Genomic DNA, 20100 nt, shown 5'->3' on the forward strand with positions numbered 1-20100 from the left:
GACCCCACGTCGTTAGATCAACGCAGCGCCGCCAATCCGGCGAGCAACGCCTTGTGGAACGCTGCCGGGTCTTGCATCTGTGGGGCGTGCCCCAGATCGGGAAATTCGACGAGCGTCGAATCCGGAATCGTGGCATGCGTGGTCTTGGCCAGTTCCGCATAGTGGCCGATGCGCGCCTGCACGTCAGGCGGCGAGAAGTCCTTGCCGATCGCGGTGGTGTCCTTGTCGCCGATCATCAATAGCGTGGGCACGCGAATTTCCCCCAGTTCGTAGACGACCGGCTGCGTATAGATCATGTCGTAGAGCAACGCCGAATTCCACGCCACGATCCGCTTGCCCGGTCCCCGGTACATGCCTGCGAGCATCTGCACCCACGGCTCGTAGCGCTCGCTCCATTGCCCGGCGTAATACGTCGACTGTTCGTATCGACGAATGCCGGGCGCGCTCGTGCGCAATTCCCGATCGAACCACTGGTCCACCGTCCTGGACGGCACACCCAACGCCTTCCAGTCCTCAAGACCGATCGGATTGACCAGCACCAGTTGCTGCGTCTCGTTCGGATACATCAGCGCATAACGTGCGGCCAGCATGCCGCCCGTCGAGTGGCCGATGATCGTCGCCGACGAGATGCCCAGCGAGGCGAGCAACGCATGCGTGTTATTGGCCAGTTGCTGAAAGCTGTACTGATACTGCGCCGGCTTGCTCGACTTGCAGAAACCGATCTGGTCCGGGGCAATCACGCGATAGCCCGCGCCGGCGAGCGTGTCGATCGTCTCCTGCCACGTGGCGGCGCAGAAGTTCTTGCCGTGCAGCAGCACGACGGTGCGGCCGTTCGCTTGCGCCGGTTTGACGTCGATGTACGCCATATGCAACGGCAAGCGCTGCGACGTGAAGTCGAAACGATTGACCGGATACGGGTAGTCGAAGCCCTGCAACTCCGGGCCGTAGGCCGGTCCGGCGTTGGAATCCGGACCTATGGCGGGACTGATCGTGGGACTGGCGCCAGGACTGGTCACGGCACTCCCCGGCACCGCGTCGGCGCCACGTGCGGGGGCTGCGATCAGCGCAGCGCTCAGCGTCACGAGGGAGGCAAGACTGACAAAGGCTGTGGTGCGCAACGTCGCGGCAGCGTGTTGCGACAGGTGGCGCACGCGCCGGTAGAGCGATGACGGCATGGGAGGGGGCGTGCAATCGCACGCGAAGTGGCACAAGGCAGGATGCTCCGATTCTGCCACGCTGGCCCTTTTTTCGAATGGCAGGCGCGACGGCCCTCGGCCGACAGTTCACGCAACGGGTTTGCACCGATTTCATTAACAATCGAGCCGAATTACCATCATTTGCAAAAATTCACGAACAAATCATCGGCATCGCCTTCCTTCGGGGCCTGTGAAATCCCGTTTGCCGGGAAAACGGTCAGCATTTCCGTCGAAAGCCCCTTATAAATAAGGGGTTATTCACCGGACTTTCTTCACATCTTCAGCAATTTTCCGAAGCGCTCGCGCGCCTCATGTTTCGGTACCCGCAACGCTATGACGGTGGGCACTCACATTACATGTAAGTGAGCGCGAACCCCGATAAGTCAGGGGTTGTGGTATTTTTCTGGCGCTTCAAACGCTCGTATAAGCGAGTCCTCGCTTCGGAAACCGAAAGAATTGCGTAAAACCGGACCCCATTGATGCGTGGCGCGCATGGCTGCCACAACTTTGCCGTTTTGGGAATGGTTTTCGGGGGGCCGAAAGAAACTCGGTAAAATCCGCAGCGGCACAGGTATCCCTACATAGCGCATGCCTGTGCATGAGAGGCCCGGCAACACCTGCGGCCTCTCGCCGAAGTCGAAGTAAACGGCGTTCTCGCCGCTCAATGGAAGACAAGCATCAGATGAAAGCGCCCAGCAACCTGATTACTGGTGAAGTGCGGACCAAAATCCGCGGCATGATTCTCGCCTCGGAACTCAAGCCGGGGCAGCGCCTCATCGAGGACGATCTGATTCAATTACTTGGCGTGGGCCGCACGCCCGTGCGTGAAGCGTTGCTGATCCTTCAGGGCGAAGGTTTCATCGCCCGCAATCGCGGCTGGGAAGTGCAAGGGGCCGACCATCTGCCCGTGCGAGCGATCTTCGAGAGCCGCATGGCGATCGAATCCGAAACAGCCCGGCTGGCGGCGCGCAAGATCACGCCGGACGTCTGCAACGCGCTCGAAGCCCTCATCGAACAGATGGAGCCGAGTCCGGATCTGCCGCGTCTGGCCCTGAACCGTCTCAATACGGAATTTCACGATCTGATCGTGAAGGCGGCAGATAACGTGGTGATCGCACAGTTTCACGAACGTACGCAGTTTTACTACCGGGCGCTGCGCGTACCGGTCATGTTCTCCGACGAACAACTGCGTGCCACCAATGCGCAGCACCGCGAACTGCTCGCCGCGTTGCGCGCGCACGACGAAGCGCTCGCGGAGCAGATTGCCCGTGACCACGTCGAGACGACGATGCACATCGTCGAGCCCGCCCTGCCGCGCTGAGCGGGCATTCGCGCATCGGGCGGCACGAGCCTGATTCAAGTCCGCCCGCCGCCCTCACCTGCCCCCGCATCACCACCCGACATGCCGACGGGCAGCACCAACATCGGGCACAGACCGCTCTCGTCAACGCACCAGATAGCCTGCGACACGCCAACGCGCGTCGATCCCGTAGACCATCGTCACCATCTCATGCGCCTCGGCCTTGTTCTCGAACACCGTGTCGTACTGAATCACCACGTACTCACCATCCGGTTGCCCCGCGAGCGAGCGGGTAAATACCGCGTCGTGCATCTTTCTGGACTTCACCTTGCCTAGCGGCGAGCGCGCGCCTTGCAGGCTGCGCGCCCAGTCGTCGGCGGAGACCGCACGCTGAAACACCGGTGCGGCCTGCTCCCAGCTCTGCTGCCCGCGATTGACGTCGACCAATCCCAACCAAAGACCGGCGGCTTCGAGCGCCGGACGCATATCACGATTGATGTCCGCTGCCGGTGCCGTGGCGTTACTGGCCGGGCTGGCAAACAGCGGCGGTTGCGCCGAGCGGCGTTGCATCGGCTCTTGCTGTGCCAGCGCAGGCAGGGCGCTCAGACCGGCGGCCACGCCCAGCGCGAGCGCCGCCAAGCGGGTGAAACGAAAAGGATGTGACGCATGGCGTCGGGTCGTCTGCATTGACGAAAGCTCCTTCAGGCAGAAATGCTGAACCCGGCCATTCTACTGGTATGACACGCGAAGGAATGTAACGCGCGTCGCGCCGTACATTACAATGCTCAACACATACATGTCAGCCTTCCCCCTTGGCCATTGCCATGTTGACGACGTCCCTCCTCGCGATTACCTCACTGCTCAGCTTCATGATGTTGCTGATCGTGGGGTCTCTCGTACGTTCGCGCGTAGCCGGCGTTCGTGAGTGGTGCTTCGCCAACGTCGCCGTTCTGGCGTCTTTGCCGCTCTTCGCGCTTCGGGGCGTCATCCCCGACTTTCTGTCGATTCCCATCGCCAACCTCGCTCTGGCCGGCGGCTTGCTGCTCTATTACGCCGGCTGCGCGCGCTTTCTCGGCCGTTCACCGCACTGGCACGTGCTGGGCGCGTCGCTCGGCGTGCTCGCGGCGGCGATCCTGTTCTGGCATTACGGCATCGACAACCCGTCGCTGCGCGTGGTCGCGGTCTCGGCGTTTCACGCCACGTTCCTGCTCGCAACCTCGGTCCTGATCCTTCGGCATATCCCGCCGCGCCGTCATCGCTATAACTATTGGCTGACGGCTGGCATGGCCGCGGTATTCGCCATTGCGCACACGGTGCGCGGCGTGACGTTCGCGTGGGCCCCCGCGCCCGGTCTCGAAGTCTTCGCGCCGACGATGTTCAATCTGGTCATGCTCACGATCGGCGCCGTTGTCATGCCCGCCATGACCATGGGGTCGGTCCTCATGATTCACGACGCGATGCTCGCCACGGCCGAAGAAGCGGCCAATCGCGACTATCTGACAGGGGCGATCTCGCGCAAGCATTTCGATCTGCTCGCGCGTCAGGAGATGGCGCGCGCCGTGGCACGGGGCTGGCCGCTGTCGATCATCGTCATCGACCTCGATCACTTCAAGGCGATCAACGACACGCATGGTCACGCGGGTGGCGACACGGTGCTGCGCGAATTCGTGAAGCTCGTTCGCGACAGTCTGCGCGAGGGCGATGTTTTCGGACGATTGGGCGGCGAGGAGTTTGCGGTGTTGCTGCCCGGCACCGATACGCCGGGGGCGATCCGCATTGCCGAGCGCCTGCGAACGCAGGCGAGCCGGCATCTGGTCGCCGGGCCGTTCGGCGTGTGCCACTACACGCTGAGCGGCGGTGTGGCGACGTGGATCGAGCACGAAAGCCTCGAAGCGCTGTGCATTCGCGCAGACCGCGCGCTCTATGCGGCCAAGATCTCCGGGCGCAATCTCGTGCTCTCCGACGTACTCTCCAGCGACGAAACGGCCTCCGAAGCCGGCTGACGACCTCCGTCGGCCGTCAGTCATCAGCCCTCGGTCGTCAGCCCTCGGTCGTCAGCCTCGGCGACCTTGATCGCCTCGCGCGTCGTCCCTTCGACTTATGTCGTCGCGCCATCTCCCGCATCGGGGAAGAATTCGCGACGCATGCGTGCCACATAGGCCGTCAGGTTCGGATGGTTTTCGATCTCGTCGCGCAACGGCTGACGAAAATCGGGCGACATCGCACCCGAGATGAAACCGAAGGCCGTGGCGTCGGCTCCGCACGGCCGGTCACCGAAGAAGTACGGCTGATCGCCGAGCAACTGGGCGGCAGCCTGCGCTCCACGTGCGAGCAACTGGCGCTGCTCCTCCGGCTGGTAACGGCCGGTGCCCTGCCCGTGCAGCGTGTTGCGCACCTTGCGACGGATCAGTGCCTGCGCCAGCGGGCGCACCGGCCACGGGATCGATCGGAAGAACGACGCCGGGCCTTTCTCGAAATTCTCGTCGTCGCACCAGCGCGCCTGCACGACGTGCCAGTAGAAATGATCCTCCAGCGCCTTCTCGAACATCCACGCCGCGCCGCGTTGCACCGGCGTGAGCCCCGCATCGAAGTCGAACCCGTATTTGCGCTCGATATGCAGACGGATCAACGTCGAGTCCGCCACGATCTCGCCGTCGTCGTCGATGTAAGGCAGCTTGCCCTTGGGCGCGCGACGGAATCCGCCTCGATTGGTCTGGTACGGCGGTCCGGCCAGCTTGAGCAGCATTTCCGCCTTGACGACGAACGGACTGGCGTCCGGCAGCCCGAATGCCGGGCCGAAGGTATACAGGGTCAACATCTTGAGGCGCGCTCCTGTGCGAAAAGGTTGGCGCAGAGTATTACACGCCGTCATGCCCGCGGCGAGCCCTTCGAAGCGGGGAGGTATCCGGCGTCAATCGGGCATCGATCAGGCGTCGGCTACGTGGATCGCGCACTGTGATTTTATACAGTATCATATCCCTCAATCGAGGAACATCTCATGGAAACCATCGACTGGGATCAACTGGCGCTAAGCGCCGCCGAGCGCGATCTTGCGGGCATCGTGCGCGAGATTGCCGCACGTTATTTGCAGCATCATGTGTCACATCGCCCGTCTGCGATCGTGCCTGCGAAAGACATCGTCGCGCAAAATCAGGACGCCTCACCGGCCATGCCGCTGGACTGGCGCACGCTCGTGGCCATCGCCGACGAAGCGGAGGCGGACATCGGCCTTCACGCGCGGCATGAGCCCTGGGTGCTTGCGCGTCTGTTGCGGCTACCGGGTGACGAAGCGCTGCGACGCGCCGGCGAGTTGCCGTCGCTCGACGCCGCCGTCGACCTGCAATGGCCGGATGCCCCGGCCCCGGCCGTATTTCGTGCCATCGTCAGTGCATTCGCCGACGGCGGGCTGTTTGCCGACACGCCCGACGCTGACGATGCCGACAATGGGGATGCCCCGGCATCGGCGCAACCGTTTGTCGTCGGATCGGCGACGCTGTCGTCCTCGGGGTCTGCTGCCGCATGCTGATCGATCCGGACGCGCTTGCGCGTTCTCTGCCCGCCCCGATGGTCTTCGTCGATCTGGAAACGACGGGCGGCAATGCGCTGGACGACCGCATCACGGAAATCGGCGTGGTCGAAGTCGGGCCACACGGTGTCGAGCAATGGAGCACACTGCTCGATCCGGCCGAGCCGATACCGCCATTCATCCAGAAACTCACCGGCATCACCAACGAGATGGTGAAGGGCCAGCCGTCGTTCGGCACGCTGGCGCAAGGGCTGGCGGAACGCCTGCACGGCAAGCTGTTCGTCGCCCACAACGCGCGCTTCGATTACGGCTTTCTCAAGAACGAATTCCGGCGGGCGGGCATCGGGTTTCAGGCCGACGTGCTGTGCACCGTACGGCTGTCGCGGCTGCTGTTTCCGTCGGCGGCGCGTCACGGACTCGATGCGCTGATCGCCCGGTTCGGCCTCACGCCGCAGGGACGTCACCGCGCCCTCGCCGATGCCGATCTGCTCTGGCAGTTCTGGCAAAAGCTCCACACGATCTACGAATCAGACCTGATCGGGCAAGCCGTGCAACGCGTGACGAAGCGTTCGAGCCAGCCGCCCCAATTGCCGGATGAAGCCATCGACGCGCTGCCCGACAGTCCCGGCGTGTATCTCTTTTACGGCGAGGGCGACACGCTGCTGTATGTCGGCAAGAGCGTCGATATCCGCTCGCGCGTGCGATCTCACTTCTCCAGCGACCATCAAGTCGCCAAGGACTTGCGCATCTCGCAGGAGATCCGCCGTGTGGAAGTGCGTCGCACGGTCGGCGAGCTGGGCGCGTTGCTGCTCGAATCACAACTCGTCAAGCAATTGCAGCCCGTGCATAACCGCATGCTGCGTCGTGCCGCCAGCCTCTACAGTTGGCAACTCCCGCAGGGCAGCGATACACCGCAGCTTGTCAGCGCGAAGACCGTCGACTTCGCCAGCGCCGAGTCGCTGTACGGTACGTTCTCGTCGCGCACCGGGGCGGAAAGCGCGCTGCGTGCGCTGGCAGACGAGCATCGTTTGTGTTGTGCGCAGTTGGGGCTCGAGAAAGCCGCGAAGGGACGTCCGTGCTTCGGTTATCAGGTGAAGCGCTGCGACGGTGTCTGCGTGGGTGATGCCCCCGTCGACGCCCACACCGAACGCACACGCGAAGCCCTGGCGACACTGCAACTGGACACCTGGCCGTATGACGGCCCCATCGCCATCGAGGAACATGGCAGTGATCCCGGTGAAGTGGAATATCACGTCATCGATCGCTGGCAGTATCTGGGCACGGTGGCGTCGCGCGACGCACTGGATGTGCTCGTCGACAATATGCCCGCCGCAACGGGCTTCGATCCGGACATCTACCGGTTGCTTGGACGACGCCTTGCCGCCAGCGCGAAGCGTACACCGGACGACGGCGCTACGCCTGCCTGCGCGGACGCTGCCGACACGACCGGTGCGTCGACGACAACGCTGGGAACCCCCCCCCGCTCCGCCGCGCCGCGCACCGGCCCCGCTGAGCGTGCTCCACCTCACACGCCCCGCGTTTCGCTTGAGTCATATCGAGCCGCCAGTCGCCGCGCCGAAAAAACCTCGCAGTGTTGCGTTGTTGCGTCGCCGCCAACCGCACCCCGAAGATCCGAATCAGCTTCGACTGCCGCTCGACGGGCATTAGTGCGACGGGCGCGACGGGCGCGACGGCGGCAACCGCCCACGCCCTGAACGCCAGCGCCGCCCGCCCCTTCCACCCGTCCCCCCCCGTTTCGCCCCCCTCGCCAATCTCACCCCGCGAGAAGCCGCTGCACGCGCAAATCCCCGCCTAAATTTCTTTCCGCCTTATGCCACCTAGGCAAAACCCTCCTTTGCACTTCGGGTCATGAGCATATAAATATTAAGTATTTGCAAGACGCATGCTTGAGGTCGAAGAATACGCAATCCGAATACAAGGCATTGCGACATCGACGGCCATGGCGTCGTCGATGACCGGGGCGCTGGCGCGTAGGGGTACGCGCCAGCGCTTCGTCCCCACACCGAGCCAGATGGAATTACGCCAACTCGAAGCCTTCGCGGCTGTCATGTCGACCGGTAGCGTCACGGCTGCCGGGCGTTTGCTCGGGCGCTCGCAGCCTGCCATCACCCGCATGATTCAGGAGCTTGAAGCCGAGATCGGCTACGCCCTGTTTACTCGCAGCGGTCCGCGCGTCACACCGACCGAGCAAGGTTTCCTGCTCTTCGAAGACGTCGAGCATGTGCTCGCCGGACTACAGCAGATTCGCGCCCGCGCCGACGAAATCGCGCGCGGCCAGACCCGCCCGCTGCATATCGCCGCCACCTCGGCGCTGGCCGCCGGCCTCGTGCCTGCCGCCCTCGCACTGCCGGGGCTCGCCCGCGACAGCCATCAGATTCAGATGCGCAGCACGTCGCCCGAACAGGTCGTGCACGCCGTACTGACGGGTGCCGCCGACATCGGCGTGACGAGTCTGCCGCTGGAGCATCGCGGCATCGTGGTGCACTGGATCGGCGAGGCGGCCTGTGTCGCCGCCGTGCGTGCCGACGATCCGCTGGCCGCTCACGACCGTCTGCCGCTCGCCGCATGTGCCGGGCGTCGTATCGTCACCATGCAGAACCCCTACCGCCTGCGCCGACGTCTTGACCAGGCGTTTGCACAGGCGGGCGTCGCACCGGCCGGACTCATCGAGACGAACGCGTCGATCAATGCGATGACGGCCGTGCGTGCCGGACTCGGCGTCGCGGTGCTCGAACCGGTCACGGCGTACGGGTTGCCGCTCGCCGATGTCGCCGTGCGTCCCATCGACGCCGACATCCCGTTTTTCTTCGGCGTCATTACCCGCGACGCCCGAGCCCCCTCACCCGCCGCGCTCGCCTTCGTCGATGCGCTGGCCGAGGCGGCCCGCGACCTGCTGCCCGGCTTCGTGCAGCGCGCCGCCACCGAACACGCTCAAGTCCTGCAATCGCTCTACGGCGATTTGCCCGCTCCCAAGGAAGCTCAGTCGTCATGACCACGTCCCCGACCTCCGCCACCGGCCTGTCCGCGCTCGAAGCGCGTCTGCGCCAGGACCTCGCCTGGCTCGAACTGCCCGCCAGACGCTGGGTGCCCGAGCGCACGCACAACGGCCAGCCCGTACTCGACGTCGCCATCATCGGCGGCGGCATGGCTGGACTGGCCGCGGCCGCGTCGCTCACGCATCTCGGCGTGGGCGCCGTGATCTTCGATCAGTCGCCGCGTGGCTACGAAGGTCCGTGGGCAACGACCGCACGCATGGAAACCCTGCGCTCGCCCAAGCAGCTCACCGGCCCGGCGCTGGGCTTGCCCGCGCTCACATTCCGTGCGTGGTTCGAAGCGCAATTCGGTCTGGAAGCATGGGAAGCGCTCGACAAGATTCCGCGTCTGCAATGGATGGATTACCTGCGTTGGTATCGCGACGTGCTCGGCATCGACGTACGTAACGAGCATCGCATCGACCATGTCACGCCGCGTGGCGAAGACGGCCTCGTCGAACTGTCCGTGACGTCGCCCGAAGGCACGCGTACCGTCTACGCGCGCCATGTCGTGCTGGCCACGGGACGCGACGGCCTCGGTGGCCCAACCGTCCCCGCGTTCGCCCGAGATTTGCCGCGCCGCTTCTGGGCGCACTCGTCGGATGTGATGGACTACGCTACGCTGCGCGGCAAGCGCGTCGGCGTCATCGGTGCCGGCGCATCGGCGATGGACAGCGCCGCCACCGCGCTCGAAGCCGGTGCCGCCAGCGTCGATCTGCTGATCCGCCGCGCAGACATTCCGCGTATCAACAAGGGCAAGGGCGCGGGCAATCCGGGCCTCACACACGGTCACATCCATTTGCCGGACGAGTGGAAGTGGCGCATCCGTCATTACGTGAACGTGCAGCAAGTGCCGCCGCCGCGTGGCAGCACGTTGCGCGTATCGCGTCACGACAATGCACGCTTCAATCTTGGCGCACCGATCCTCGACGTCACACCGGTCGGCGACGCACTGCACGTGCGCACCGCCAAGGGCACGTTCGTCCTCGACTTCCTCGTCTTCGCGACGGGCTTCCGCATCGACATCGAGGGACGCCCCGAATTCGCCGCGTTCTCGAAGTCCGTGCGCAAGTGGAGCGATCGCTACACCCCGGCCGCTGGCGACGAAGACATGGAACTGTCGGATTCGCCGGATCTCGGCCCGACGTTCGAATTCCAGGAAAAGACACCGGGCCTCTGCCCCGGGCTGGAACGCATTCACTGCTTCTGCGCCCCGGCAACGCTCTCGCACGGCGCCGTCTCCGGCGACATCCCTGCGGTGAGTGAAGGCGCGAAGCGTCTGGCGCAAGGGCTGGCGGGCACGTTCTATCGGGAAGACGTCGCGCATCACTACGCCAACATGGAGACGTACGCCGAGCCGGAAGTCTATGGCGACGAATGGACGCCTGCGCCGCCCCCGCCCGCTGTGGCCGCGATCGCCGCATCCCACGTCGCCGGCAAGGACAAGGAACCTCTCGCATCATGACCGCCTGGATTCTGCGCCGCCTGCTGCAAGCGGTACTCGTGGTGTGGCTGATGACGCTGATCGTGTTCATCGGTCTGCACGCGATCGGCAACCCGGTCGACATTCTCATCGGCCAGGACGTCGATCAGGTCGATCGCGCGCGCATCATCGCGCAATTGGGCCTCGATCAACCGCTGTGGCGACAGTACCTGTCGTTCCTCGACGGCGCGCTGCATGGCAATCTGGGCAACAGCTTCGTGTACAACGTCCCGGCCATCCAGTTGATTCTGCAACGTCTGCCGGCCACGCTGGAGCTGGCGTTCGCCGCGCTCATCCTGGCGGTGTTCATCGGCATTCCGCTGGGACTGTTCGCAGGCCTCTATCCGCGCAACCCGATCTCCAAACTGCTCATGACGGGCAGCATCGTGGGCTTCTCGCTGCCGACGTTCTGGGTCGGCCTGATGCTCATCATGTTCTTCTCGGTGCATCTTGGCGTGCTGCCCGCAAGCGGCCGTGGCGAGACGGCGAGTCTGTTTGGCGTGGAGTGGTCGTTCCTCACGATCGACGGCTTGCGTCACCTGATTCTGCCGGCGTTCAATCTGGCGCTGTTCAAGATGTCGCTGGTACTGCGTCTGACGCGCGCCGGGGTCTCCGAAGTGCTGCCGCAGGACTTCGTGAAGTTCGCGCGCGCCAAGGGGTTGTCGCCGCTGCGGGTCGTGCTCGTGCACGTGCTGCGCAATACGCTGATTCCGCTGGTGACGGTGCTGGGTCTCGAATTCGGTTCGACCATCGCATTCGCCGTCGTCACCGAGAGCGTGTTCGCATGGCCCGGCGCCGGCAAACTCATTCTCGACAGCATCAACGCGCTCGACCGCCCCGTGATCGTGGCGTATCTCATCGTCGTGGTGTGCCTGTTCGTGTCGATCAATCTGATCGTGGACGTGCTCTATAAGTGGCTCGATCCGCGTGTGCGCGTGGAGGCCGCTGCCTGATGTCGCTCAACGTCTCCCCCAACGGCAACCCCGCACCGGCGCTCACCCCCGAGCCGGTGCCGATGCGTCGTGAATCGCCGTGGCAGCAAGGGCTGCGCGAGTTTCTGCGCTCGAAGAGTGCCGTGCTCGGTCTCGTGGTGCTGGCGATCCTGATCGTGGCGGCACTCGCCGCGCCGTGGATCTCGCCGCAGAACCCGTACGACCTGAGCCAGCTCGACGTCATGGACGCACGCCTGCCTCCCGCCACCGCCAACGGCGCCGCCACGTACACCTACTGGCTCGGCACCGACGGTCAGGGCCGCGATCTGCTCTCCGGCATCATCTACGGGCTGCGAATCAGTCTCGGCGTGGGCGTCGGCTCGGCGCTCATCGCGGGTATTCTCGGCACGATCCTCGGTCTGGTCGCCGCCTACGCGGGCGGACGCGTCGACGCCTTCATCATGCGTCTCGTCGACCTGCTGCTGTCGTTCCCGTCAATCCTCGTCGCGCTGATGATCCTGGCGTACGTCGGCAAAGGCATCGGCAACGTGGTGCTCACCCTCGTCGTGCTCGAATGGGCGTACTTCGCGCGTACGGCACGCGGACAGGCGCTGGTCGAATCGCGCCGCGAGTATGTGGAAGCCGCGCGCTGCCAGGCGATACCGAACTGGCGCATCGTGCTGGGCCACATTCTGCCGAACTGCCTGCCGCCGCTGATCGTCGTCGGCTCACTTCAGGTCGCGCGTGCGATCACGCTCGAAGCCACCCTGTCGTTCCTCGGACTCGGTGTGCCGGTGACGGAGCCCTCGCTCGGCCTGCTCATCGCCAACGGCTATCAGACGATGCTCTCGGGCGAGTACTGGATCAGCCTCTACCCGGGCCTCGCGCTACTCGTCACCGTCGTCGCCATCAATCTCGTGGGCGATCGCCTGCGCGACGTGTTCAATCCAAGGTTGCAGAAATGAGCGGCGCCGTGTCACCCCCTTCATCCCCTTCATCCTCGACTTCGACGTCCCCGCTCACGCTGGAAGTGCGCAATCTGCGCACGCAGTTCGTCACGCGCGCCGGCACATTGCCCGCCGTGGACGACGTCTCGTTCTCGCTGCCGCCGGGTCACATCATGGGGCTCGTTGGCGAGTCCGGCTCGGGCAAGTCGGTGACCGGCTTCTCGATCATGGGACTGGTCGACGCACCGGGCCGCATCGTCGGCGGCGAAGTGCTGTTCCGGGGGCGCGATCTGACGAAGATGTCGCCGGGCGAGTTGCGTCACCTGCAAGGCAATCGCATCGCGATGATCTTTCAGGACCCGATGATGACGCTCAACCCGGTGCTTCGCGTCGACGTGCAGATGATCGAAGCCGTGCGTGCGCACCAGAAGGTGTCGAAGTCGCAGGCGCGTGACCTCGCGCGCGACACGCTCGGCATGATGGGCATTCCTAGCCCGGACGAGCGTCTGCGCGCCTATCCGCATCAGCTCTCGGGCGGCATGCGTCAGCGCGTGGCGATTGCCATCGCCATGCTGCATCGCCCGGACCTGATCATTGCCGACGAGCCGACGACCGCGCTCGACGTCACGATTCAGGCGCAGATTCTTTCGGAAGTGCAGAAGCTCGCGCGCCAGAACGGCACCGCGCTCATCTGGATCACGCACGATCTGTCGGTGGTGGCCGGACTGGCCGACACGCTGGCCGTGATGTACGCCGGACGCATCGTCGAACAAGGCACGGTCGACGCGGTGCTCGACGCGCCGCAACACCCCTACACCGCAGGACTCATCGGCAGCCTGCCGAGCCTGAACAAGCGCGGGCAGCGTCTGCGCCAGATTCCCGGCATGACGCCGAACCTGCTGAACATGCCCGCCGGCTGCGCGTTCGCGTCGCGCTGCGCCTATGCGACGGCGGTCTGCGGCGAGCGTCCCGAGATGACGCAGACGTCGCCGGGTCGCCTCGTGCGTTGCTTCCATCCGGGTGCGGCGCTGCAAAAGGAGATGGTATGAACACGCCGCAGCCGCAAGGTCAGCCGGCCAATCCCGCCAACCCGGGCAGTACCGGTTACGGCAAGTCGAACAGCCCGAGCGCCACGCTGCCGGCGCCCATCGTGTCGCTGCGCGGCGTGAGCAAGCGCTTCGGCGAGCGTCACGTCGGTCCGGCCGGACGTCTGCTGGAACGCGCCGGTCTCGCGCATCCGCCCGCCGTCGTGCATGCGGTGGATAACGTCGACCTCATCGTCAAGCCGGGCGAGGTCGTCGGTCTCGTGGGCGAGTCCGGCTGCGGCAAGTCCACGCTTGGACGCATGCTCGCAGGTCTGCTCAAACCGTCATCGGGCGAGGTGCAGATTCACGGACGTCCCGCGCAATCGCTGAGCGCGCAGGAACAGCGCGACGCGCGACTGAAGATCCAGATGATCTTTCAGGATCCGTACGCAAGCCTGAACCCGCGACTTCGCATCGACCGCATCGTCGGCGAAGGCGCGCTCGTGCATGGACTGACCGATCGCGCCGGGTTCGACGATTACGTGAGCGCACAGTTGCAGCGTGCGGGGCTCGATCCGGCATTACGCCATCGTTACCCGCACCAGTTCAGCGGCGGACAGCGTCAGCGTATCGGCATCGCCCGCGCGCTCGCCGTGAATCCCGATCTGCTGGTGTGCGACGAAGCCGTCGCCGCGCTCGACGTCTCGATTCAGGCGCAGATTCTGAATCTGTTCATGGATCTGCGTGAGCAACTGCGTTTGACGTACGTCTTCATCAGCCATGACCTCGGCGTGGTCGAGCATCTGTCGGATCGCGTGGTGATCATGTATCTGGGGCGCGTCGTCGAGAGTGCGCCGGTCGAGGAAGTCTTCCGTCGCCCGAATCATCCGTACACGCAGGCGCTGCTTGCCGAGATTCCGCGCATCGATGTGCGTCACAAGACGTTCTCCTCGATTCGCGGCGAAATCCCGAGCCCGATTGCGCCGCCCAGCGGCTGTCACTTCCATCCGCGATGTCCGCACGCCATGCCGCGGTGCCGCACGGAAGTGCCGACGCTGCGCGGTGTGGCGATCAACCACGTGAGTGCTTGCCATCTGAACGATGCGTGATCCGCGTGATCCGCGTGATCCCTGACAGGTTTGTCCGAATTTCCGCCGATCGGCCCGCACGAATTTTGCGACCGTCCCGGCATTGACTCCGAATCACCAACGACCAGGATCGATTGATAATGAAACGCTTCTTGTTGTCCTCTCTCGCTGCGGCGCTGCTCGTCACGAGCGCAGCCGCATCCGCCCAATCCAGCACGCTTCGTATCGCGTTTGCCGACCCGCTCTCGTCGCTCGACCCGCAGTTGAACAACCACGCGGGCGACCGCTCGGTCGATCTGCACTTCTGGGATCTGCTCGTCGAGAACAAGTGGAACAAGCTTCAGCCGGGCCTTGCCGTGTCGTGGAAGGCGCTCGACTCGAAGACGTGGGAATTCAAGCTGCGCCCGAACGTCAAGTGGCACGACGGTCAGGCCTTCACGGCGGCCGACGTCATCTACTCGTACCAGCGTGCACGTAACGTGCCGGGCAGCGTGGCCACGTTCGCCGGCTATCTGCGCACCATCGACACGATGACCTCGCCGGACCCGCTCACGCTCGTCGTCAAGACCAAGATCCCGAACCCGGATCTGCCGCTGAACCTCGCCTCGGTGCATATCGTGAGCAAGCACGTCGGCGAGAAGTCGAATACGGACGATTACAACGCCGGACGCGCAATGGTCGGCACTGGTCCGTTCAAGTACGTCTCGTACACGCCGGGCGACCGCGTGGAGATGGTGCGTAACGACGGCTACTGGGGTGGCAAGTCGGAGTGGGAGAAGGTCGACTATCGCTACATCAACAACGGCGCGGCACGTACTGCGGCGCTGCTCGCCGGTGACGTCGACGTGATCGACAAGGTGTCGGCCTCGGACATTCCGCGTCTGAAGAAGGCGCCGAACGTCACGGTCTTCCCGTACCCGGGTCTGCGCGTGATGCTGCTTCAGCCGTCGTTCCGCGAAGGCACGAATCAGTACATCACCGATAACGCCGGCAAGCCGCTCGCAAAGAACCCGCTGCTCGACGTGCGCGTGCGTCGCGCCCTGTCGCTCGCCATCAACCGTGAAGCGATCGTCTCGCGCATCATGCAGGGCACGGCCAGCGTGGCCAACCAGTGGATGCCGAAGGACACGTTCGGCTACAACCCCGACGTGAAGGACATTGCGTTCGACGCGGCACAAGCCAAGAAGCTGCTGGCCGACGCGGGCTTCCCGGAAGGCTTCAAGCTGACGATGCACGTGCCGAACGACCGCTATCCGCAAGGGCCGGAAACGGCACAGGCCGTGGCGCAGTTCTGGACGCGTATCGGCGTGAAGACGCAAGTGGAAGTGGTGCCTTGGGCGGTGTATTCGAGCCGTGCCAACAAGAACGAGTACGCCATGACCATGCTGGCATGGGGTAACGGCACGGGCGAAGCGAGCTATGCGCTCGTGAACGTGCTGGCGACGGTCGACGCGAAGAAGGGTCTCGGTGCCTCGAACTGGGGTCACTACAGCAACCCGGCCATCGACAAGGCGCTCGACGCTTCGACTGCCGAGTTCGACGAAGGCAAGCGTGAAGCGATCCTGCGTCAGTCGGTCAAGGTGGAGACGGACGACGTCGGCACGATCCCGCTGTACCACTACCAGAACATCTGGGCCGCGCGTAAGGGCCTGAAGGTCACGCCGTTCACGAGCGATCGCACCGTCGCGATGCAAGTGACCAAGGCGGCGAAGTAAACCGGTCGCCACGCTATGACGTCATCGCACGTTTCATCGTCGGCGGCTTCGTCCACGGCGTCCGCTGTATCGTCGGATACGACGCTTACCTCGTCGTTGATCCTGACGGCCACGCCTGCCGATGCGCTGATCGACGTGCCGCGCCACCTCGTGGTGCGCGGTGCGGCGCCGGGCGCCCATATCACGCTGACCGCCCGCACCGCGCGGGCGGGCGGCGTGGTGTGGCACGCACAGGCTACGTTCGTGGCCGACACGGAGGGTGTCGTCGACGTCTCGCGCGACGCCCCGGTGAGCGGCAGCTATCGCGGCGTGTCCGCCATGGGCCTCATCTGGTCGCAGGTGCCGGAAGACGGCAAGAGCCGCGACGTCTTCCCGCAACCGGTCATCGCCCCCCTCGTGACAACGGTCCTCGCACAGGTCGTTGGCGACGAGGGGGCGGTGGCGGCGTCCGTGTCCTTCACTCAGCGGCTCGCGGCGGAAGGCGTGACACGCCGCGACGTTCGTGAAGACGGGCTCGTCGGCACGTTGTATCTCCCGCCGGGCGACGGCCCTCATCCTGCGGTGATGATCCTTAACGGGTCCGGTGGCGGGATCAATGAGCCACGTGCTGCGTTGTACGCGTCGCACGGTTACGCCGCCTTCGCGTTGGGTTACTTCAAAGGCCCGGGCTTGCCGGACTACATCTCCAACACGCCGCTGGAGTATTTCGCGAAGGGGATGGACTGGCTGCGCCGCACGGTGCACCCGGCCCATGACTTCGTGGCGCTCTCCGGGCAATCGCGTGGCGGCGAGTTGGTGCTGCTGCTTGGCGCGACGTTCCCGGATGCCGTCTCGGCAGTCGTCGGCTACGTGCCGAGCGCGTTGATCCACAGTGCGCAGAATGCATGCGATCCGGCGCTCGGTCGGGAAGGTCCGACGTGGTTGCTCGATGGCAAGCCGTTGCCGCACATCTGGGAGAACAACCGGACAGCGTCGTGGGCGCCGTTCGACGAAGGCCCGCCGCCGCATCGTCACGCCAAGGCAATGCTGACGGCGCTGGACGATCCGGACGCAGTCGAGCGCGCCCGCATTCCCGTCGAGAAGATTCGCGGGCCGGTGATGTTGCTGTCCGCCGAAGATGATGGCTCATGGCCGTCGAGCCTCTACTCGCGCATGGTGACGGCGCGACTCGCAGCACACGAGCACCCGCACGCGGTCGAGCATCTCGATTTCGACGGTGCGGGACATGCCATCGTGTTCCCCTACGTGCCGACCACGCAACTCGTGTACGCCCATCCCGTCTCCGGCAAGATCAGCACCGGCGGTGGAGCGCCGGAAGCCAATGCGTTCGCGGACGAGCGATCTTGGGCTGCTGTACAGGCATTCCTCGCGCAGGCCGTGGCCGAGTGCGCCCAATCACAAGGACAATCATGACCGTCAATACTGAGTACGACATCGCTAACGATCTCGTCGACCGCGTCGCCGGTCTGACGCCGGGATCGGCTACGCATACCCTGCGTCACGCACGCGACAAGGTTGCCGTCGCAACGCAGGGTAGCTATGAAGGGCTGTTCGATCCGAAGCTGGAAGGCATCTCGCTCGTGGAGCGTCTGCTCGTCGCGCTTTATGCAAGCCGTCTGACGCCTTCGGCGTCGCTCGCTGCACATTATCGGGCGGAGCTGGGCAAGTACGACGTCGAGGCCTCGCAACTGAAGGCCGTGGAATCCGGTTCGCCGGAGGATGTTGCGGATGCGCGTCTGCGTGCCATGCTGACGTTCACGAAGACGCTGATCGAAAACCCCGTCGCCGGGGATAAGGAAGCGTTGCACAAGCTGCCGGCAGCGGGGCTGACAACACCCGCCGTCGTCGCGCTGGCACAACTGATTGCATTCCTGTCGTATCAGACGCGTCTGGTCGCGGGGCTGCAAGCGCTGAAACAACTGGCACCGCAGGAGAAGACAGCATGAGCGACATCATCCGTTCGCATGGATTCACCAACGAGTCGCTCGACTGGGACGCGTGGCTCGACGTAGTCGAACTGGACAAGGCGACGCCGGAGCAGGTCGCCGTGCTGGAGGAAAGTCATCCGAAAGCGAAGACGTCGGATTATTACCTCTTCCTCGTACATCAACCGGAGATCCTCCGTCAACGCTCTGCGGCGTTCAACGCCATCATGTACGCGCCGGGTGGCATGCCGCGAGCCGAACGTGAATTGTCGACGACGGTCGTCTCACGTATCAACGGGTGCGTGTACTGTGCGTCGGTGCATGCGCAGCGATTCGAGCAGTTGGCGAAGCGCAACGACGTAATTCGCGAAGTGTTCGACGAGCCGCGTACCGCAGGCACGACGGACCGCGAAAAAGCCATCTCGCAGTTTTCGATTGCGCTGACGGAGACGCCTGGCGACGTCCGGCCGGAGCAGTTGCAGGCATTGCGCGACGTAGGCCTGACGGACGCCGAGATTCTGGACCTGATCCACTCGATCGCGATCTTCGCGTGGGCCAACCGGCTGATGCTCAACCTGGGCGAACCGGTGTTCCCGGAATCCGCTGCAACCGCCTGATGCTTAACCTGGGCGAGCCCGGTATTTCCGGAATCCGCTGCAACCGCCTGATGATTAACCTGGGCGAGCCGGTATTTCCGGAATCCGCTGCAACCGCCTGATGCCATGATGCCGTACGAAGACGGGGCACCTTAGCGTCCCAGCATCGTCGGCAACGTCATGAACGCGCTGTCCCACTGTCCTGGTGGGCAGCGCGTTTTTTTACGCATGTCGAACTCAAGCCGATCAAATTTTCGCTTATCGAATTGCGGAGTTGGGCAACGAGAATTTACTGGCCCGTTGCTGACTCATCGGGTGCATTAGTTGCTTCCTGAAGCAGCAGGGAAAACCGTGTAGGCTGGTGAGACGTCCCTCTCAAGCGAGCGCCCAGAATGTCACCACGCCCGTTTCTCATCAAGCGCGTTCACGCCGACGCTGTGGCATCGCTAGGAAAAGTGAGAGCGAAACTCTGGCCCGACGCGAGTGCATCCGAGCACGAACGTGATGGAATGGATTTGTTATCGCAACCGGATCGATACGTGGCATTCCTCGCCATGTCTCAAACCGATGAGTGCTTAGGCTTCGCAGAAGCATCGATAAGACGCGATTACGTCAACGGTTGCGACACGTCACCGGTCTTGTTCCTCGAAGGAATTTATGTTGAAGCGTCCATGAGACGCTCCGGTATTGCCAGAACGCTATGCGTACAGATCGAGCAATGGGGCATGGAGCGAGGCTGCACAGAATTTGCCTCCGACACCGCGCTATCCAACATCGATGCCCAAGCGATCCACCGAGCATTGGGTTTCAACGAAACAGAGCGCGTCGTCTTCTTTCGGAAGTTGTGTGGCAACGCCTCTGAGGCCAGCCGGCAGTCAGTGCGCGCCAAGCGCTGAAGTCATCGAGTCATTCAGGCCAGCAGGACTTTAACGCTGAGGGGACCTTGATACACAACCCACGTCGAGCGAGACGATATCAAGTGATTAAGTGCAGCATCGTCGAAGTGTGCACACCCCAAACGTTGATGAGCTCCTGGTACACAAGCGGCACTAAACGGGGCGACATCAAGCGATCGAGTGCGCAAAACCCACGAACGTGACGGACGGGATCTGTCATCCCAGCCGGATCGACGCACGCATTTCTCGCCATGTCTCAAACCGATGAGTGCGTAGGCAGAAGCGTCGATAAGACGCGACTACGTCAACGGACGCGACACGTCATCGGTCCTGTTTCGCCAAGGATTCTACTCACGCAAAGCATCGCCATCGAGGCACCCGACGCGCCTCAGAAGCGGCGATCAACACGAGTTAAACG

Annotated in this window: 18 protein-coding genes; 15 read left to right on the plus strand and 3 right to left on the minus strand. The window is 64.0% G+C overall.

Going from position 1 to position 20100, the window contains the following annotated elements:
• Positions 1–17: 17 nt before the first annotated feature.
• A complete protein-coding gene (locus A9762_RS21145; RefSeq protein ID WP_083254160.1) occupies positions 18–1175 on the minus strand; it encodes an alpha/beta fold hydrolase in 1158 nt (385 codons plus the stop codon).
• 703 nt (positions 1176–1878) lie between these two features.
• On the opposite strand from A9762_RS21145, the gene A9762_RS21150 reads away from it, so the two are divergent.
• A complete protein-coding gene (locus A9762_RS21150; RefSeq protein WP_170836297.1) occupies positions 1879–2517 on the plus strand; it encodes a GntR family transcriptional regulator in 639 nt (212 codons plus the stop codon).
• Between the two features lie 123 nt (positions 2518–2640).
• Here the strand turns inward: A9762_RS21150 and A9762_RS21155 are convergent, their stop codons facing one another.
• Positions 2641–3183, minus strand: coding sequence for a DUF4019 domain-containing protein (locus tag A9762_RS21155; RefSeq protein ID WP_083254162.1), 543 nt, complete (start codon positions 3181–3183; stop codon positions 2641–2643).
• Between the two features lie 137 nt (positions 3184–3320).
• On the opposite strand from A9762_RS21155, the gene A9762_RS21160 reads away from it, so the two are divergent.
• Positions 3321–4499, plus strand: a complete 1179-nt coding sequence (locus tag A9762_RS21160; RefSeq protein WP_069343970.1) for a GGDEF domain-containing protein — start codon at positions 3321–3323, stop codon at positions 4497–4499.
• Positions 4500–4594: 95 nt separating this feature from the next.
• Here the strand turns inward: A9762_RS21160 and A9762_RS21165 are convergent, their stop codons facing one another.
• Positions 4595–5314 (minus strand): glutathione S-transferase family protein, encoded by a 720-nt coding sequence (locus A9762_RS21165; protein WP_069343971.1) that lies wholly within the window; start codon positions 5312–5314, stop codon positions 4595–4597.
• Positions 5315–5494: 180 nt separating this feature from the next.
• Between A9762_RS21165 and A9762_RS21170 the strand changes: the two genes are divergently transcribed.
• The 13 genes from A9762_RS21170 to aac(6') all read left to right on the plus strand — a co-directional run bounded on the left by A9762_RS21170 (position 5495) and on the right by aac(6') (position 19682).
• Entirely contained in the window at positions 5495–6022 is a 528-nt protein-coding gene (locus A9762_RS21170) for a DUF2471 family protein (RefSeq protein ID WP_069343972.1), read from the plus strand.
• Positions 6016–7737 carry a 3'-5' exonuclease family protein gene (locus tag A9762_RS21175; protein ID WP_069343973.1) on the plus strand — a complete coding sequence of 574 codons (1722 nt, stop codon included), beginning with the start codon at positions 6016–6018 and terminating at the stop codon, positions 7735–7737. Before A9762_RS21170 ends, A9762_RS21175 begins: the two co-directional genes overlap by 7 nt.
• Before the next feature lie 317 nt (positions 7738–8054).
• The gene (locus A9762_RS21180; RefSeq protein WP_069343988.1) at positions 8055–9035 is read left to right on the plus strand and encodes a LysR family transcriptional regulator; all 981 of its coding nucleotides are present in this window, start codon (positions 8055–8057) and stop codon (positions 9033–9035) included.
• On the plus strand, positions 9032–10540 hold the full coding sequence (locus tag A9762_RS21185) for an NAD(P)/FAD-dependent oxidoreductase (protein ID WP_069343974.1): 1509 nt from the start codon (positions 9032–9034) through the stop codon (positions 10538–10540). The genes A9762_RS21180 and A9762_RS21185 overlap by 4 nt, the downstream gene beginning before the upstream one ends.
• Positions 10537–11511, plus strand: a complete 975-nt coding sequence (locus tag A9762_RS21190; RefSeq protein ID WP_069343975.1) for an ABC transporter permease — start codon at positions 10537–10539, stop codon at positions 11509–11511. Before A9762_RS21185 ends, A9762_RS21190 begins: the two co-directional genes overlap by 4 nt.
• Positions 11512–11573: 62 nt before the next feature.
• A complete protein-coding gene (locus A9762_RS21195; RefSeq protein WP_240493659.1) occupies positions 11574–12455 on the plus strand; it encodes an ABC transporter permease in 882 nt (293 codons plus the stop codon).
• A complete protein-coding gene (locus A9762_RS21200) occupies positions 12452–13486 on the plus strand; it encodes an ABC transporter ATP-binding protein (RefSeq protein ID WP_069343977.1) in 1035 nt (344 codons plus the stop codon). The genes A9762_RS21195 and A9762_RS21200 overlap by 4 nt, the downstream gene beginning before the upstream one ends.
• Before the next feature lie 86 nt (positions 13487–13572).
• A complete protein-coding gene (locus A9762_RS21205) occupies positions 13573–14571 on the plus strand; it encodes an ABC transporter ATP-binding protein (RefSeq protein ID WP_069343989.1) in 999 nt (332 codons plus the stop codon).
• A 119-nt stretch (positions 14572–14690) separates the two neighbouring features.
• Positions 14691–16265 (plus strand): ABC transporter substrate-binding protein, encoded by a 1575-nt coding sequence (locus tag A9762_RS21210; RefSeq protein WP_069343978.1) that lies wholly within the window; start codon positions 14691–14693, stop codon positions 16263–16265.
• A 15-nt stretch (positions 16266–16280) separates the two neighbouring features.
• Positions 16281–17678, plus strand: coding sequence for an acyl-CoA thioester hydrolase/BAAT C-terminal domain-containing protein (locus A9762_RS21215; protein WP_083254164.1), 1398 nt, complete (start codon positions 16281–16283; stop codon positions 17676–17678).
• A complete protein-coding gene (locus A9762_RS21220; RefSeq protein ID WP_069343979.1) occupies positions 17675–18211 on the plus strand; it encodes a CMD domain-containing protein in 537 nt (178 codons plus the stop codon). Before A9762_RS21215 ends, A9762_RS21220 begins: the two co-directional genes overlap by 4 nt.
• Positions 18208–18807 carry a peroxidase-related enzyme gene (locus tag A9762_RS21225; protein ID WP_069343980.1) on the plus strand — a complete coding sequence of 200 codons (600 nt, stop codon included), beginning with the start codon at positions 18208–18210 and terminating at the stop codon, positions 18805–18807. The genes A9762_RS21220 and A9762_RS21225 overlap by 4 nt, the downstream gene beginning before the upstream one ends.
• A gap of 371 nt (positions 18808–19178) precedes the next feature.
• Complete coding sequence (aac(6'), locus tag A9762_RS21230) at positions 19179–19682, plus strand: aminoglycoside 6'-N-acetyltransferase (RefSeq protein WP_083254165.1); 504 nt, start codon at positions 19179–19181, stop codon at positions 19680–19682.
• Positions 19683–20100: the final 418 nt, after the last annotated feature.

The sequence above is a fragment of the Pandoraea sp. ISTKB genome (assembly GCF_001721285.1).
Classification (GTDB): domain Bacteria; phylum Pseudomonadota; class Gammaproteobacteria; order Burkholderiales; family Burkholderiaceae; genus Pandoraea; species Pandoraea capi.